Genomic DNA, 16,445 nt, shown 5'->3' with positions numbered 1-16,445 from the left:
CTACCGCTCACAAGCTGCGGTAGAGCGGTTTTTTATTGATGCGCCACCCCATAGCGAGGAGCCATTCCCTAGAAAACGATCGCCACCCGGCTCCGGATGAAAGAAAATGAAAAATCAGTTGACCAAAATACACTTCTGGCTCAGTTGCACATCCCCCGATAAGATCGCCCCTAGCGCTGAAGATATGCTTTCTTTCTCTGCTTCTTCCTCCCATCGCTCGGCCTGCTGACTGACACAATTTCCCCATGCTTGTCCTCATCGGTTACCTTGTGGCCTTCGGCTGCATCTTCGGCGTCTACGCACTGCACGGCGGCAATATGTCGGTGCTGGCCAAGGCGCTACCTTTTGAAATGGCCACCATCGGTGGTGGTGCCATTGGCGCCTTCATTGTCAGCAACCAGCCCAAGGTGCTGAAGGCGACGGCTGCGGCCATCCCGCTGGCCATCAAAGGCTCCAAACACACCAAGGCGCGATTCATGAGCCTGCTGGCCTTGCTGTACGACCTTCTGCAGAAAGCCCGCAAGGAAGGGCTGATGGCCGTTGAGGCCGATGTCGAAGAGCCCGAGCAATCGCCCATGTTCCAGAAGTACCCCGAATTGCTGGCGGACCACCACCTGGTCGAGTTCATCACCGACTACCTGCGGATGATGGTCTCCGGCAACCTCAACTCCCACGAGATTGAGACGCTGATGGAGAACGAAATCGAGGCCCATCACCAGGAAAACCACCGCCCTGTCGCTGCACTGCAGCGCCTGGCCGGCGCCTTGCCAGCCTTCGGTATTGTGGCCGCCGTGCTGGGCGTGGTGAATACCATGGGCTCCGTGGGCCAGCCACCTTCCGTGTTGGGCGGCATGATTGCCTCGGCCCTGGTGGGAACCTTCCTGGGTATCTTGCTGGCCTATGCGCTGGTGGAGCCACTGGCCGGCGTGATCGAACAGATTTTCCAAGATGGCACCAAGGAGCTGGAATGCGTGAAGTGCACGCTGATTGCCAGCATGCAGGGCTACAACCCTCCCACGGCGATTGAATTCGGCCGCAAGGTATTGTTCTCGACCGAACGCCCAGGCTTCCTGGAGCTGGAAGAGTACGTCAAGAGCACCAAGTAAGCGCCAACCGACTGCTCAAGACACGCCATGGCTACCGAAAAAAAACTGCAGCCCATCATCATCAAGCGCATCAAAAAGGCTGCGCATGGTGCACATGGTGGCGCCTGGAAGATCGCCTACGCCGACTTCATGACGGCCATGATGGCCTTCTTTCTGCTGATGTGGCTGCTGGGCTCCACCGCCAAAGGTGATCTGCAAGGGATTGCGGCCTACTTCAACTCCCCGCTGAAAGTCTCCATGGCGGGCGGTGACGGCTCTGGCAACAGCTCCAGCATCATCCCCGGCGGCGGCAACGACCTGGCCAAGGTTCACGGCCAGGTGCGTCGCTCCGATGCCGACCAGGACAACAACCACCGCAAGGCGGACAGCTCGGCACGCGCCATCCGGGCGCAGCAGGACGCACAACGCATCAAATCCCTGCGCGCCAAGATTGACGCCATGATCAGCAGCAACGCCACGCTGAACGAGTACAAGTCCCAGATTCGCATCGACGTCACGCCCGACGGCCTGCAGATCCAGATCGTGGACGAGCAAAACCGGCCCATGTTCGACATCGGCAGTGCCATTCTGAAACCCTATATGCGCGACATACTGCGTGAAGTGGGGACCGCCATGGGTGGCGTGGAAAACCGCATCAGCCTGGCTGGCCACACGGACTCCGCCCCCTACGGCAACGGCGACCGAGGCTATAGCAACTGGGAACTTTCCTCGGACCGGGCCAACGCCTCGCGCCGCGAACTGGTGGCCGCCGGCATGCCCGATGACAAACTGGCCCGCGTGGTCGGACTGGCAGCCAGTGACTTGCTCTACCTCGACAAGCCACGCGCCCCGCAAAATCGCCGCATCACCATCACCGTGCTGACCCATGAGGCCGAAGAACGTCTCTTGGGGAAAAACGCGATCAAGGAAACCATTGAACCTGCCGATAAGCAGGACAATCCTGTACCTGCAACGCCGTCTTCGTGACAATTTGTCGCGTAGGATGCGCGCAGGCACATCGCTGAAAACTGAGCTATTTCGACCGAAAGGGTCCTCCCGTGGCCAATGCCCTTCGCTTTTTGATTGTTGACGACTTTTCCACCATGCGCCGCATCGTGCGCAACCTGCTCAAGGAGAGCGGCTTCACAGAGGCAGATGAAGCCGAAGACGGTGTGGTGGCACTGCACAAGCTGCGCAACAGCAAGTTCGACTTTGTGGTGACGGACATCAACATGCCCAATATGAACGGCTTCCAGTTGCTGACCGAAATCAAGGCCGACGAAAAGCTCAAACACCTGCCCGTGTTGATGGTGACGGCGGAAGCCCGCAAGGAAGACATCGTGGCCGCCGCACAAGGTGGCGCCGCCGGCTACATCGTCAAGCCTTTCACCAAGGCCACGCTGGAAGAGAAAGTCAACCTGGTATTGAAAAAGATGGGGATGTAATCCCATGTCTGAAGCGCCGACTCCACCTCTCCCCGGCAGCTATGACCAGGGTGACGTCCACAACAAGTTGGGACTGCTCACCCGCCAATTGCACAACTCGCTGCGCGAGCTGGGTTACGCCGAACGCCTGCGCGACTCGGTGGACGCCCTGCCCGATGCGCAAAGCCGGCTGACCTATATCGCCCGCCTGACTGGCGAAGCCGCCGAAAAAGTGCTGGGCATTGTGGATACGGCCAAGGACGAGCACACCGGAATCGTGCAGCAAACCCAGCTGATGCGTGAGGCCCTGGTGGCCGATCCGGTGGCGGCGGTGGCCAAGGGCACGGTCATGAACCACCTTGAAGCCATGGACGCCGCCAATGCGCGCCTGGACAGCCACCTGACCTCCATCATGATGGCCCAGGACTTTCACGACCTGACCGGCCAGGTGATCGCCAAAGTGGTGCAGCTGACCTCCAACCTGGAGCAGCAGCTGGTGGATCTGCTGCTGCAGACCGCCCCCACCCACAGCGCTCCGGCGTCGGCCGCCGTGCTGGCCACCATCGTGGAAGAGCCCGCAGAGGCCCCGCCGCTTGAAGTCACCGCCGACGGCCACCCAGCGCTGCAAGGCCCCGTGGTCGACCCGGAGAACACCCCCAATGTGGTGACCTCTCAGTCGGAAGTGGACGACTTGCTGGCCAGCCTGGGCTTTTAAGCCTGGCGCTCTTTTTGCGCACACCGCTGCAGCCCCAGGCCGCAGCACCAACATCAAAATACGACTGCAAGGCGCTTGCATAAAGCGTAAGCAGCTCATATTTTCAGAGCATCGCAGCACCCGCTGCGCCCCACCCCTAGCAGACTCTGGCCGCCGCCCAAACCCATGGGCGCCGAAATAGCGCAGCGTCTGCCCCGCTTTTCATGGCATCTCGCCGCAGCCCGCTGCGGACAATGGCACGGACATTCCCACGTGCCGCCATGGAATCCAGCCAAGACAAAAACCTACCCGCTACCGAGCGAAAACTGCAGAAGACCCGCAAAGACGGTCAGGCTGCACGCTCGCGTGACCTCTCGCACCTGAGTGTGCTGGGCATGGGTGCGCTGGTGGTTTTGTTCGGCGGCCCCACCATGGTGCGTCACATGCATGAAGCCATGCTGCGCCAGTTCTCCTTCAACGCCAGCATCGTGCGTGCGCCCCAGCAAATGGTGGAGCGGCTGGGCGACATGGCCAGCGTGGGTCTGGTGGCCGTGCTGATCCTGGCCACGCTGATCTCGACCGTCTCCATCATCAGCGCCGTCATGGCTGGCGGCTGGGTGTGGAGCCTCAAGCCCATCACCCCCCAGTTCAACCGCGTCAACCCGCTGTCCGGCATCAAAAACCTGCTGTCCATGCAACAGCTGGTGACGGCCGCCAAAAACGTGCTGCTGACCACGGTGCTGGCCTGGGTCAGCTGGATGTATCTGCGCTCCGGCATTCCCGAGCTGGCCATGCTGCCGCTGCAGCCCAGCAGCTCGGCCCTGGCCAAGGTGGGCGACTGGATCGCCGGCGGCGTGACGCTGATGCTGCTGGTGGTGTTTCTGGTCGTCATCATCGACATCCCTCTGCAGAAATTCCTGTTCCTGCGCCGCCTGAAGATGAGCCACCAGGAAGTCAAACAGGAACACAAAGAATCCGAAGGCAGCCCCGAAGTCAAGGGCAAGCTGCGCCAGAAGCAGCGTGAAGTGGCACACCGCGCCTCCGTGGGCCGCGTGCCCAAGGCCGATTTTGTGGTCACCAACCCCACCCACTACGCCGTGGCCCTGCGCTATGACGAAGCCAGCATGGCCGCACCCCAGGTGGTGGCCATGGGCGCCGACCTGGTGGCGCTGAAGATCCGTGAAGTGGCCAAGGCCCATGAAATCCCGGTGCTGGAGTCCCCCATGCTGGCCCGCGCGCTCTACGCCCATGCCGAGCTGGACCAATCCATTCCCTCCACCCTGTACACCGCTGTGGCACAGGTGCTGGCCTATGTCTACCGCCTGAAAGCGGCGTTGCACGGCGATGGCCCGCCACCAGGCGAGCTAACCCAGCCCCATGTCCCGCCTGAGCTGGACCCCCACCACAAGCCGTCACCGTCACCCCAATCCACCATGGAAAGCCCTGCAGCATGAACACCGCCGCACTCAAAAAACAGATGCAGCAATGGACAGGCACCCATGGGGCCGCGGTCCAGGGCCTGGCCGCGCCCATCCTGGTGATCGCCATCCTGGCGCTGATGGTGCTGCCCATCCCCACCTGGATGCTGGACACCTTCTTCACGCTGAACATCGCCATCGCCCTGATGGTGATGATGGTGGCGGCCTACATGATCAAGCCGCTGGACTTCGCGGCCTTTCCCTCGGTGCTGCTGCTCACCACATTGATGCGCCTGTCGCTGAACGTGGCATCCACCCGGGTGGTGCTGATGGAAGGCCACACCGGTCCCGGTGCAGCAGGTGCGGTGATCGAGGCCTTCGGTCACTTCCTGATTGGCGGCAACTTCGCCGTGGGTCTGATCGTGTTCGCCATCCTGGTGGTGATCAACTTCGTGGTGATTACCAAGGGTGCGGAGCGTATTGCCGAAGTCTCGGCCCGCTTCACCCTGGACGCCATGCCCGGCAAGCAAATGGCTGTGGACGCCGACCTGAATGCCGGCCTGATCGACGAGGCCGAGGCCAAGCGCCGCCGCCTGGAAGTGCAGGAAGAAGCCAACTTCTTCGGCTCCATGGACGGCGCCTCCAAATTCGTGCGTGGTGACGCCATTGCCGGCATCTTGATTCTGGTGATCAACATCTTCGGCGGCTTCATCATCGGCATGGCCCAGCACGGCCTGTCGGCGGGTGATGCGGCCAATAGCTACATCCTGCTGGCCGTGGGTGACGCCCTGGTGGCACAGATTCCCGGCCTGCTGATCTCGGTGGCTTCGGCCATGGTGATCTCGCGCGTGGGCAAGGACGCAGACACCGGCAAGCAGATCGCCTCCCAGATGTTCATGTCGCCGCGTGCCCTGGGCATTACCGGCGCCATCCTGATCATGTTGGGCCTTATTCCCAACATGCCCCATCTGGTGTTCCTGTCCATGGGCTCGGCCTTTGGCTATGCCGCCTGGATGATCCACCGCAAAAAGCAGCAGGCCTCGTCCGAGTCCAGCGGCGAAAGCCAGAAGCAAGCCGCCGTGGCCCAAGCCCAGCAAGACAGCGAAGCCACCTGGGACGATTTGCAGCCCGTGGACCTGCTGGGCCTGGAGCTGGGCTACCGCCTGATCGCCTTGGTGGACAAGAGCCGCCAGGGCGACCTGCTGACCCGCATCAAGGGCGTGCGCCGCAAGTTCGCCCAGGAAGTGGGCTTTCTGCCCCCGGCCGTGCATGTGCGCGACAACCTGGAACTCAAGCCCAGCGCCTACCGCATCACCTTGCGCGGCGTGATGGTGGGCGAGGGCGAGGCCTTCCCCGGCATGTACCTGGCCATCAACCCGGGCGGCATCAGCACACCGCTGATTGGCACCCCCACCACCGACCCCGCTTTCGGCCTGCCGGCCCACTGGATCGACGAGCGCCAGAAAGAAGCCGCGCAAATGGCTGGTTTTACCGTCGTTGATTCGGAAACCGTCATGGCGACGCATTTGTCACACTTGATGCAAGTCCAGGCCTCCAAGCTGCTCAGCCGTACCGAAGTGCAGCAGCTGGTGGAGCATGTCGCCAAGCTGGCCCCCAAGCTGATCGAAGAAGTCATTCCCAAAATGGTGTCCATCACGACGTTCCAAAAAGTACTCCAGCTGCTGCTGGAGGACTCGGTGCACATCCGTGACATCCGCACCATCATCGAGACGCTGGCCGAGCATGCAGGCAGCACCCAGGACCCCGCCGAACTGGCCCGCCGCGTGCGCATTGCGCTGTCGCCGGCCATCGTGCAACAGATTTACGGCCCGACGCGCGAGCTCAACGTCATTGCCATCGAACCCGGTCTGGAGCGCCTGCTGGTGCAGGCACTGGCCAACCCCAGCGCTCCGTCGCTGGACCCGGGCGTGGCCGACGTGCTGACCCAGCGCGCCGCCGAAGTGGCCAACCGCCAGGAAGAAATGGGCTTGCCCGCCTGCCTGCTGGTTCCCGATTCCATTCGCAACACCATTTCCAAGCTGGTACGTCGTGTCGCGCCCCGTCTGCAGGTGCTCGCCCACAGCGAAATCCCCGAGACGCACACCATCCGCATTGGCCCCATCCTTAAAGGTGCATCCGCATGAACATCCAACGCTTTACCGCCCCCACCTCCCGCGAGGCCCTGGCCAAAGCACGGGCTGTCTTCGGAGAAGGCACATTGATTCTGTCCAACCGCAGCACCGCTACGGGTGTGGAAGTCATGGCCACGTCGGAAGACGGCCTGGGCAAGCTGGACCAGAACAGCCGCCCCAGCTCGCGTCTGCAATCTGCCATCCAGGCTCGCGAGGCCGAGGAAACCCGAGCCCCCAAGGTCATGAAGGCTTCGCCCCAGCAAAGCGTGGCCGAAGACACCGAGCAGCTGGCCATGAGCACCCTGTCCTTCCAGGACTATGTGCGCGAACGCATGCTGCGCCGCCGTGGTGCCAACCCCGGCATGGAAGATGAAGCCACTGCCGAGCTGCCCACCTTTGCCCGCAAGAACCGCCTGGACGCCGTGCGCGATAGCGCCCCCCTGCCCACAGCGCCCACGGTGCTCAAGCACAACCCGCTGCGCGGCCTGGCCGTGGAGCTGCCCGTGGAGCCACGCAAGAACGCTGCCGCCATGGCCCCCGTCGCCGGCACCCAGGTGATGAACGAGCTGCAGTCCATGAAGGACTTGATCGAAGAGCGTTTCAACACCCTGTCCTGGCTGAACCAGACCCAGCGCAGCCCGCTGCACTCCAATCTGATGGTCAAGCTCATCCGCGCCGGCTACTCGCCCGCACTGGGCCGTGCCCTGCTGGAACGCATGCCCCAGAGCGCCGGCCCTGCCGAAGCCCTGCGCTGGCTGATGGGCGTGCTGGAACGCAATCTGCACACCGACGCCAAGCAGGCGCCTATTTACGAAACCGGCGGCGTCTTCGCCCTGGTGGGTGCCACCGGCGTGGGCAAGACCACGACGGCTGCCAAGCTGGCCGCCCTGTGCGCTCAGGTACACGGCGCCCACAACGTGGGCCTGATCACCCTGGACACCTACCGCGTCGGCGGCCATGAGCAGCTGCGCGCCTACGGCCGCATGCTGGGTGTAGTGGCCCATCTGGCCCACGACAAGGCGGCGCTGCAAGATCTGCTGAGCCTGCTGTCCGGCAAGAAGATGGTGCTGATCGACACCACCGGCGTGGCCCCCCGTGACCCGCGCAAGGACGACATTCTGAACGTGCTGGACCTGCCGCGCGTGCAGCGCCTGCTGGTGCTCAACGCCGGCAGCCAGGGCGACACCCTGGACGAAGCCCTGGGCGCCTTCAAGAGCGAAGGCTGCAAGCAGACCATCCTCTCCAAGGTGGACGAAGCCGTGAAGCTGGGCCCTGCGCTGGACGCCCTGGTGCGCCACCAGATGCAGCTGCGCGGCATCACCAACGGCCAGCGCGTGCCTGAAGACTTCGAGCGCGCCAACGCCTCGGAACTGGTTGCCACCTCCATGCGCACCCAAAGCCGCTCGGCCTTTGACCCATCGGCACTGGACCTGGACTTCTTCTTCGCGGAATCGCCGCGCAGCGCCGGAGCCCTGCATGCTTGAGCACAGCCTCCACCAAGGCGACGGCCTGCAATGGCAAGGCCCGGCATCGCAGCTGCGTGTGCTCAGCGTGCTCCCTGGCGGCGACATGGCTGGCACCCAGGATCTGTGGGCGGCCTGCGCGCTTTTGCAGCAACAGGGCTACCCCGTGGTGGTGCTGGATGGCACGCAAAAGGAAACCACCGAATCTCCCGGCCTGCAGGATCTGCTGCAGCCCCACAGCGGCACCGGCTTTGTCGCCCTGCCCGTGGGGCATGAGGCCAGCCACAGCGTGGCCACCCTGCCCGCCGCGCGCGGCCTGGTGCAACTGGCCCACCGTGCACGCCAGCAAGGTGTGCGCGCCCTGGATTTGCTGCACCGCCACCTACGCAACCACGCACTGGTGGTGATCGTGGCGCCGGAACTGCTGCTCAGCCCCGTGCTGCAAGGTGCTACCCGCCCACCGCTGCTGATGGTGCCTGCCCAGGGCCGCAATGTGCTGCGCAGCTACCGTGCGCTCAAGCACACGCTGATGCATGCCGGCCTGACCGCCAAGCTGGTCACCATGAGCCCGGACACCGGCATCGCACACAATCTGCAAATGGTGGTCAAGTGCGCCATGCACCACCTGCATGTGGAGCCGCTGGTGATGCAGCTCAACCCCCAGCATCCCCGGCAACTGCAACGTTGGTCGCTACAATGCTTAGAGCAAGCCGAGCCTGTGGCACCGCCACAGACGGCTGTTCATACCGAGTGGAGCCACTGATCTGATGTACACCGCCCATGGCCAGCTTGATAGAGACGCGCTGATTCGCCAGCACGCCCCGCTGGTGCGCCGTATCGCCCACTACATGATCGCCAAGTTGCCACCGAACGTGGAACTGGACGATCTGATTCAGGTGGGCATGATCGGCCTGGCCGAGGCGTTGTCGCGCTACGAAAGTGCGCAGGGCGTTCAGTTTGAAACCTTTGCCAGCCAACGCATCCGCGGCGCCATGCTCGATGAGCTGCGCGAGAACGACTGGATGAGCCGCAGCTCGCGCAAGGGCCAGAAAGACATTGAAGTCACCATCCGCCGGCTGGAGCAAACGCTGGGCCGCGCGCCCCGCGAATCCGAAATCGCCGACGCCATGGCGCTGTCGCTGGACGACTACCAAAGCCTGCTGAGCAAGGTGCGCGGCACCCAGCTGTTCTATCTGGAAGATCTGTCCCCCGGCCAGGACGACGAGGAAAGCTTTCTCGACCGCTATGTGGCCGACAACAGCGCCGACCCCATGGCCATGCTGCGCGACCACCGCCTGCGTGCCGCCCTGGTGGAAGCCATCGACAGCCTGCCCGAACGTGAAAAATACGTGATGGGCATGTACTACGAGCACGATATGAATCTCAAGGAGATTGCCGCCGTGCTGGAAGTGACCGAGTCGCGCGTCTGCCAGCTGCACAGCCAGGCCATTGCGCGCTTGCGCACCAAGATGCGGGCGCATTAAGCACCACACTCCCTGAGCGGCTACGCCGCTTCCCCCTCTCTGGCTGCGCCGGAGGAGGACGGCACCTGCGCTGCGGGGCGGCCCTTGCGCGGTGCCCCTGAGCTGGGCCGCGCCAGTTGCATACGCAGTGCCAGACATCACCAAGATGGCTGCTGAAAAACCGTAGCATTCGTAGCCATTGCCGCTTGTGTTTGCGCTGTAAAAACAACGCAAACGCATAACCCATAAGCTATCAACGCTCACAAAAAAGCCAGCGCATGCGCTGGCTTTGGTGTTTCTGGGCAGTCGCGCCGCTGTGCGGCGCTTAGCCGCTGATGTGGTAAAGCTTGGACACCGAGGCGCGATTGCCCTGAGGACCAGAGGCGCCCACATCGCCATAGGTATGGGCGTCGCGCTGCTGCGGCACCAGGGCCTGGGCCTGCTGGGTGGTGATGGCGCCCAGGCGCACCAGATGTTCGCGCTGCAAGGCCACGGTCTGGGAGATGCGCTGCATGCGCTGTATCGCTTCGGGGGTGAATTGCTCGGGGGCGTACTGCTGGGCCAGCCCAGAGAAAGCCACCATGCAGGAGCGAAGGCCTTCCACCGCCTCGTCCACGGGCGGGGCGCCATCCTGGCGCTCCAGGGCGGCAGTGACCAGCTGGAGCAGGCCCTCTACATGACCAAGTGCTTCGTCGAGTTGCATGAAAAGGCTCCCGTAGATCAAAAAAAACAGTGCAGCAATTTTAGGGGCTGCCGAAAAAACCAAAACCCGCATGGCGCAGGCTCTACCGAAGGTCGGAAGGCAGAGCTGGCGAATGCGGGTCAGGGTGCGGAGAAAGCCCCCTGGAGGGTGGGCGCTACTCAGTTGGCAGGCGACTGCAGAAAGCTGCTGGTCTCGGACAGCAGCTTGTCGGCCACTGCACCCGCGTCCACTGTGAAGCTGCCGTTGGCAATGGCCTCACGCATGGCGCGGACCTTGGCGGCATCGATATCGCCCTGGGCCCTGTTGCTCACGCCCAGCGAGCGGGCCGAGTCCGACACCGTGACCGGCACGCCGGCAGCGGCGGTCTGGGTGCTGCGCTGCAGGGTTTCGCCGGCCGTACCGGCCTTCTTCTCTGCAGCGGAGAGATTCTGATTTTGTTGCAGCTGCGTCAGCAGCTCTGTATTTTGTCCGACCTTCATATATGTGCTCCAGCGCCCTGTCAGGGGCTTGTTATCCAGTCTATCGGCGGGCCGCCAAAAAACTTAAGCATTTATTTCTGAAGTGGTACACAGGGCTACTGCCCCACGACCACATCTCCTTGCGCATTGACAGTGCCGGAAACAATCCGGCCATTATCCATGCGAACCCGCACTGTCTGCCCCTGTCCGCCAGCGGCCATGGCCTGGCCCGTAGAGGTCACGACAAAGCCATTGCCTACCGCCAGCACCTTGACCTGCGCGCCAGACCGGAACTGCAGCGGTGGTCGCACCATGCCCTGGCGCAGAGTCTGGCCAGCCATCATGGGTCGGGCCGCCGTCTGCCCCACCCAATCCTCGGGCTGAGCGATCACGGAAGCGGTCTCTGCCGCCCAATCCACTTCGGACTGGGTCGCGTCCTGCATCTCCAGGGTTTCCCCCATGCTGACGTTGTTGGAAAGCACCCATGCCGGGCCCCATGCCTTGACGGTGACCGGCAGGAAAACATTCCACAGCCGGCTGCCTTCCAGGCAGCGGATGGCGATACGGGTCCGCCCCCAGAGCTTGGAGCCATTGGGGAGATAAGGCTCCATGCGTGCGCATGCAGCCAGATTCAGTCGGGGGTCCAGGCGTCCGATCTCCACTTCCATGCGCAGCGGCAGATCCTGGCTCTGCCCCCCTTGCGGGACGGCGCCTTGCAACCAGTCGCGGCTGACCTGCTCCAGGCTTTGCTGCGGCTGGGCTACCGCCCCCAGCGCCACAGCCCCCAGGACCGCAACCACCCCACGCCGCCACCAGGCAACAGTGAATGAGATGGACGGGATCTGGAAACCAGGCATTGCGGCGACGCTTTCGATAGTGGGTAGAGAGAACGCTCCCTTCCTTTTCGGAGCAGTCCCAACAATGTAGTGGCAAGCCCACCGGCACAAACCCCGGAACTGCAGCCCCCTCCCCCGCTTCTTCGCGCTTTAGAAAAAACACCCGGTTTTCATAATCAGTCCACTTCCCGCGTCCTTTCGATGCGTGGATGCTTTTCTATTGCACAGCGAGGGACACATGCTCGACAAAATGACCGGCGGATTAGGTTTCCACAGCGACGCTCTGGTGCTGCGCGCCGAGCGTCAGCGCGTGATCTCCAGCAATATCGCCAATGCGGATACCCCTGGCTATGTGGCCCGGGACTTCGACTTCGCCCAGACCCTGCGTTCTGCCACCGGGCAGACCTCGCAGTTGGTACAGCAGCAGCGCGCCGGCAGCGTCAGCCACGCCGGCCATATTCCGCTGCCTGCCGCCAAGACCGGGCACAACCAGGATGCCCGCCTGGGCTACTCCATTGCCTCACAACCGGCACTGGACAACAACACCGTGGACCTGGACCGTGAGCGGGCCAATTTCGTGGACAACGCCGTGCGCTATGAAGCCACGCTGCGCTTCCTGAATGGCCAGTCCAAGACCATGCTCAGCGCCATTACCGGCCAGTAAAACCACGTCCCCGAGGGAAACACACCATGTCCATGTTCTCCATCTTCAGCGTCTCCGGCAGCGCCATCAGCGCGCAGTCGCAGCGCCTCAACGTCGTGGCCTCCAACCTGGCCAACGTGGATGCCGTCGCCGGCCCCAACGGCGATGTCTACAAGGCCCGTGAAGTCGTCTTCCAGACCGCGCCCATGGGCAAGGAAGGCGCCGCAGGCGTCAAGGTCGTGGGCATCGAGGAAGACCAGACCCCTGGCCGCCGCATCCACAACCCCCAGCACCCGCTGGCCGACGAGCAGGGCTATGTGACCCACTCCAACGTGAATGCCGTGGACGAGATGGTCAACATGATCTCCGCATCACGCTCCTACCAGAACAACGTGGAAGTGATGAACACCGCCAAGACGCTGCTGCTCAAGACGCTGCAGCTCGGCCAGTAATCCTTCGCAAGAAAGCAGGACAGCATGATCAACGGCGTCAATAACAACACCGGCAGCGGCAACGCTGCCTCTGGTGCCAAGAACGGCACCTCGGCCGCAGAGATGCAGGACAAGTTCCTGACCCTGCTGGTCGCCCAGCTGAAGAACCAGGACCCCACCAACCCCATGGACAACGCCCAGCTGACCTCGCAAATGGCGCAGATCAGCACGGTGAGCGGCATTGAAAAGCTCAACGAAACCGTCAGCAGCGTGACCAGCCAGTTCAGCCAGATGCAGATGCTGCAAGGCAGCAGCCTGATTGGCCACACGGTGCTGACCGAGGGCAACGGCCTGGCACTGACCGACAAGGGCGAGGGCACGGCTGCCTTCGAGCTGGCAGGCAAGGCCGCCAATGTGACCGTCACCATCACCAATGGCGCCGGCGAGCTGGTGGACACCGTCGAACTCAGCAATATGAACGCTGGCCGCAACTACTTCACCTGGGACGGCAGCAAGTACGAAGGCGACAAATCCAACCTGAAATACAACGTCAAGGCCACCAATGCCAACAGCGTCGTCAAGGTCACACCGCTGACCGCCAGCAACGTGGTGGCTGCCACCGTGAGCGGCGGCAAGCTGGTGCTGGAGCTCGGCAACGGCACCACCGTTGACTACAACAAGGTTCAGTCCGTTTTCTAAGGCCCAAGGCCTGTCTCACCCTATTCACCAGGAGCACACACCATGGGCTTTTATCACGGTCTCTCCGGCTTGAACGCCTCCAGCAAAAGCCTGGACGTCATCGGCCACAACATCGCCAACGGCAACACCACGGGCTTCAAGGGCTCGCGCGCCGAATTCAATGAAATGGTGGCCAGCGCCATGGGCGCTGCCAGCGGCAACAACACCGGCATCGGTGTGAGCGTGGCGGCCGTGACCCAGCAGTTCAGCCAGGGCGTCATCACCCCCACCAACAATGGCCTGGACATGGCCATCGACGGCGATGGCTTCTTCGTGGTCAACACCACCAGCGGCACGGCCTACACGCGTTCCGGCAACTTCCAGCTGAACAAGAATGGCGACCTGGAGACCGTCAACGGCGACAAGGTCATGGGCTACACCGTGGACCCCCTCACCGGCCTGCGCAACAGCGTGACGCTGGGCCCCATCACCTTCCCCACGGGCGCCCCCATTCCTGCCAAGCAGACCACCAGCATCAGCTACGTCCTGAACCTGGACGCCCGCGCCAACCTGGCCGCCGGCGACAGCTCGGCCACCCCACCCATCGCGCCCACACCCCGCGCCGCCATTGGCACCTCGCTGCAGGTGTTTGACAGCCTGGGCGTGGCCCACCCCGCTTCGGTGTACTTCGAAAAGACTGGCCCCAATACCTGGGAGGTCTATGACAGCCTCACGGCCACCGACCCCATCGGCGAGTTGAAGTTCAACACGGACGGCACCCTGGCCAGCGCCACACCGACCGCTCCCGCGACCGCATTCCAGCTGACCATCAACCCGACCACGGGCGCCAGCGCTCCTTTCTCCGTGAATCTGGACCTGAGCAAGAGCACCCAGTTCGGCAGCGCCTGGTCGGTGGCCAAGGCCACCCAGGACGGCTATGCCTCGGGCGAGCTGACCGATGTCAACGTGTCCAAGGACGGCACCTTGATGGCCTCGTATTCCAACGGCATCACCCGTGCGGAAGCCCAGATCGCCCTGGCCAAGTTCACCAATTCCCAAGGCCTGATTCCCGACGGCAACAACAACTGGATAGCCTCCAACGACTCCGGCCCCGCCGTCTACGGCAGCGCCACCAGCGGCAACTTTGGCAACATCCAGGGCAAGGCACTGGAGCAATCCAACGTCGACATGACGGCCGAGCTGGTGAACATGATGACGGCCCAGCGTGCCTACCAGGCCAATGCCCAGACCATCAAGACCCAGGACCAGATCTTCTCGACCCTGGTCAACCTGCGCTAAGCGCTGATACCTCACAGGAGCCCAGACCATGGACCGCATCATCTACACCACCATGACCGGCGCCAACGCTGCCAGCCAGCGCATGGCGGTGCTGTCCAACAACCTGGCGAATGCCTCGACCACAGGCTTCCGCGCGGAGATGTCCACCTTCCGCTCGGTGCCGGTGCAAGGGCAGGGCTCCACCACCCGCGTGTTTGCGCTGGACGCCACCTCCGGCCGCCTGGATACGCCCGGCCCGGCGCTGACCACGGGCAAGAACACCGATTTGATGGCCCGGGACAACGCCTGGTTCACCGTGCAGGGTCTGGACGGCCTGGAGGCCTACACCCGCAACGGCGCACTGGAAGTGACCGACCAGGGCGAGCTGGTGACCGCCACCGGCCTGCCCATTCTTTCCGACGGTGGCGCCCCCATCGTCGTGCCGCAAAACGCCAAGGTCAGCTTTGGCGGCGACGGCACCGTGGTGGCCACCATTCCCGGCCAGCAGCCGCTGAACATTGCGCGCCTGAAGATGGTGACGCCCACCGCCGACCAGCCCATTCAGCGCAGCGATGACGGCCTGTTCCGCGGCGTGGATGGCGACCTGCCTTTTGACGCCAATGCCCGCGTGCTGCCCGGCGCGCTGGAAGGATCGAACGTGAACGCCGTCGAAGAGATGGTGGGCATGATCGCCGCCTCACGCCAGTTCGAGCAGCAAATCAAGATGCTGCAGACCTCCGAAGCCAACGACAAGACTGCCAGCCAGCTGCTGAGCATGAACGGCTAAGCCGCCGTCCCACGCACCACCGATTAAGGATACTTTGCCATGATGAATTCTCTGTGGATTGCCAAGACCGGCATGCAGGCCCAGCAGACCAATATGGATGTGGTCTCGCACAACCTTTCCAACGTCTCGACCACCGGCTACAAGCGCCAAAGCGCCGTGTTCGAAGACCTGATCTACCAGAACCTGCGCCAGGTCGGCTCCCAGGCCACCGAGCAAAACGTGCTGCCCACCGGCATGCACCTGGGCCTGGGCGTGCGCACCGTGGCCACCACGCGCAACTTCACCCAGGGTACACCGCTGGAATCGGGCAAGGACCTGGACGTGGCCATCAGCGGCGACGGTTTCTTCCAGATCCAGATGCCCGATGGCACCACGGCCTATACCCGCGACGGCACCTTCACCAAGAACGGCACGGGCCAGCTGGTCACGGCCGGCGGCTACCCGCTGCTCGATGGCATCACCGTGCCGCAGAACGCCACCAAGATCGCCATCAGCAAAACCGGCGGTGTGGAGTTCTTTGCCGGCAGCACCAGCATTGGCACGGCGCAAATCACCACGGCATCCTTCATCAACTCCGCCGGCCTGGAGCCGCTGGGTGAAAACCTGTTCCGCGAGACCCCTGCCTCGGGCACGCCCCAGACTGGCACGCCTGGCAACAACAATCTGGGCACCATCATGCAGGGCTTTCTGGAGTCGTCCAACGTGAACGTGGTGGAAGAGCTGGTCGCCATGATCCAGACCCAGCGCGCCTACGAAATGAACTCCAAGGCCATCTCCACCAGCGACCAGATGCTGGCCAAGCTCTCGCAGCTCTGATGCCTCTGCTGCTTTCTTTGAGTGAGCTGCCATAGCGCACACAGCAAGGTTTTCAGGTGAGATTCACCTTGAAAACCTTGTTTTGCTTGCACATCACGCTCCTGTTTTTGCGAATGGAATGTTTGCCATGACCACG

At 63.0% G+C, this 16,445-nt stretch carries 18 protein-coding genes; 15 read left to right on the top strand and 3 right to left on the bottom strand.

Features of this window, described 5'->3' with window-relative positions:
• Positions 1–245: 245 nt before the first annotated feature.
• From motA to ACA027_RS02245, 9 genes are all read left to right on the top strand, one after another.
• Complete coding sequence (gene motA, locus ACA027_RS02285) at positions 246–1,106, top strand: flagellar motor stator protein MotA (protein WP_370680795.1); 861 nt, start codon at positions 246–248, stop codon at positions 1,104–1,106.
• Positions 1,107–1,133: 27 nt separating this feature from the next.
• A complete protein-coding gene (gene motB / locus ACA027_RS02280) occupies positions 1,134–2,072 on the top strand; it encodes a flagellar motor protein MotB (protein WP_370680794.1) in 939 nt (312 codons plus the stop codon).
• A 71-nt stretch (positions 2,073–2,143) separates the two neighbouring features.
• Positions 2,144–2,530: a chemotaxis response regulator CheY gene (gene cheY / locus ACA027_RS02275; RefSeq protein WP_370680793.1), complete on the top strand. Its 387-nt coding sequence runs from the start codon at positions 2,144–2,146 to the stop codon at positions 2,528–2,530.
• A gap of 4 nt (positions 2,531–2,534) precedes the next feature.
• Positions 2,535–3,224 (top strand): protein phosphatase CheZ, encoded by a 690-nt coding sequence (locus tag ACA027_RS02270; protein WP_370680792.1) that lies wholly within the window; start codon positions 2,535–2,537, stop codon positions 3,222–3,224.
• A 260-nt stretch (positions 3,225–3,484) separates the two neighbouring features.
• On the top strand, positions 3,485–4,657 hold the full coding sequence (gene flhB / locus ACA027_RS02265) for a flagellar biosynthesis protein FlhB (protein ID WP_370680791.1): 1,173 nt from the start codon (positions 3,485–3,487) through the stop codon (positions 4,655–4,657).
• The gene (gene flhA / locus ACA027_RS02260) at positions 4,654–6,765 is read left to right on the top strand and encodes a flagellar biosynthesis protein FlhA (RefSeq protein ID WP_370680790.1); all 2,112 of its coding nucleotides are present in this window, start codon (positions 4,654–4,656) and stop codon (positions 6,763–6,765) included. The genes flhB and flhA overlap by 4 nt, the downstream gene beginning before the upstream one ends.
• Complete coding sequence (flhF, locus tag ACA027_RS02255; RefSeq protein ID WP_370680789.1) at positions 6,762–8,237, top strand: flagellar biosynthesis protein FlhF; 1,476 nt, start codon at positions 6,762–6,764, stop codon at positions 8,235–8,237. Before flhA ends, flhF begins: the two co-directional genes overlap by 4 nt.
• On the top strand, positions 8,230–8,979 hold the full coding sequence (locus ACA027_RS02250) for a hypothetical protein (protein ID WP_370680788.1): 750 nt from the start codon (positions 8,230–8,232) through the stop codon (positions 8,977–8,979). Before flhF ends, ACA027_RS02250 begins: the two co-directional genes overlap by 8 nt.
• Before the next feature lie 4 nt (positions 8,980–8,983).
• Positions 8,984–9,700, top strand: a complete 717-nt coding sequence (locus ACA027_RS02245; protein ID WP_370680787.1) for an RNA polymerase sigma factor FliA — start codon at positions 8,984–8,986, stop codon at positions 9,698–9,700.
• A 304-nt stretch (positions 9,701–10,004) separates the two neighbouring features.
• On the opposite strand, the gene ACA027_RS02240 is transcribed toward ACA027_RS02245, so the two are convergent.
• From ACA027_RS02240 to flgA, 3 genes are all read right to left on the bottom strand, one after another.
• Complete coding sequence (locus tag ACA027_RS02240; protein ID WP_370680786.1) at positions 10,005–10,382, bottom strand: hypothetical protein; 378 nt, start codon at positions 10,380–10,382, stop codon at positions 10,005–10,007.
• A gap of 158 nt (positions 10,383–10,540) precedes the next feature.
• Positions 10,541–10,861, bottom strand: a complete 321-nt coding sequence (gene flgM / locus ACA027_RS02235) for a flagellar biosynthesis anti-sigma factor FlgM (RefSeq protein WP_370680785.1) — start codon at positions 10,859–10,861, stop codon at positions 10,541–10,543.
• A 95-nt stretch (positions 10,862–10,956) separates the two neighbouring features.
• A complete protein-coding gene (flgA, locus tag ACA027_RS02230) occupies positions 10,957–11,697 on the bottom strand; it encodes a flagellar basal body P-ring formation chaperone FlgA (protein WP_370680784.1) in 741 nt (246 codons plus the stop codon).
• Between the two features lie 217 nt (positions 11,698–11,914).
• Between flgA and flgB the strand changes: the two genes are divergently transcribed.
• The 6 genes from flgB to flgG are packed head-to-tail and all read left to right on the top strand — an operon-like array spanning position 11,915 to position 16,309.
• A complete protein-coding gene (gene flgB / locus ACA027_RS02225; RefSeq protein WP_370680783.1) occupies positions 11,915–12,340 on the top strand; it encodes a flagellar basal body rod protein FlgB in 426 nt (141 codons plus the stop codon).
• Positions 12,341–12,366: 26 nt separating this feature from the next.
• The gene (gene flgC, locus ACA027_RS02220) at positions 12,367–12,771 is read left to right on the top strand and encodes a flagellar basal body rod protein FlgC (RefSeq protein ID WP_370680782.1); all 405 of its coding nucleotides are present in this window, start codon (positions 12,367–12,369) and stop codon (positions 12,769–12,771) included.
• 24 nt (positions 12,772–12,795) lie between these two features.
• Positions 12,796–13,449 (top strand): flagellar hook assembly protein FlgD, encoded by a 654-nt coding sequence (locus ACA027_RS02215; RefSeq protein WP_370680781.1) that lies wholly within the window; start codon positions 12,796–12,798, stop codon positions 13,447–13,449.
• A gap of 42 nt (positions 13,450–13,491) precedes the next feature.
• Positions 13,492–14,727, top strand: a complete 1,236-nt coding sequence (flgE, locus tag ACA027_RS02210; RefSeq protein ID WP_370680780.1) for a flagellar hook protein FlgE — start codon at positions 13,492–13,494, stop codon at positions 14,725–14,727.
• Between the two features lie 28 nt (positions 14,728–14,755).
• Positions 14,756–15,493: a flagellar basal body rod protein FlgF gene (locus ACA027_RS02205; protein WP_370680779.1), complete on the top strand. Its 738-nt coding sequence runs from the start codon at positions 14,756–14,758 to the stop codon at positions 15,491–15,493.
• A gap of 39 nt (positions 15,494–15,532) precedes the next feature.
• A complete protein-coding gene (gene flgG, locus ACA027_RS02200; protein ID WP_370680778.1) occupies positions 15,533–16,309 on the top strand; it encodes a flagellar basal-body rod protein FlgG in 777 nt (258 codons plus the stop codon).
• Positions 16,310–16,445: the final 136 nt, after the last annotated feature.

It is taken from the genome of Comamonas sp. GB3 AK4-5, from assembly GCF_041320665.1.
Classification (GTDB): domain Bacteria; phylum Pseudomonadota; class Gammaproteobacteria; order Burkholderiales; family Burkholderiaceae_C; genus Comamonas.
Note: the sequence above shows the minus strand (reverse complement) of the source record. Positions and strands in the feature narration are given on the sequence as shown.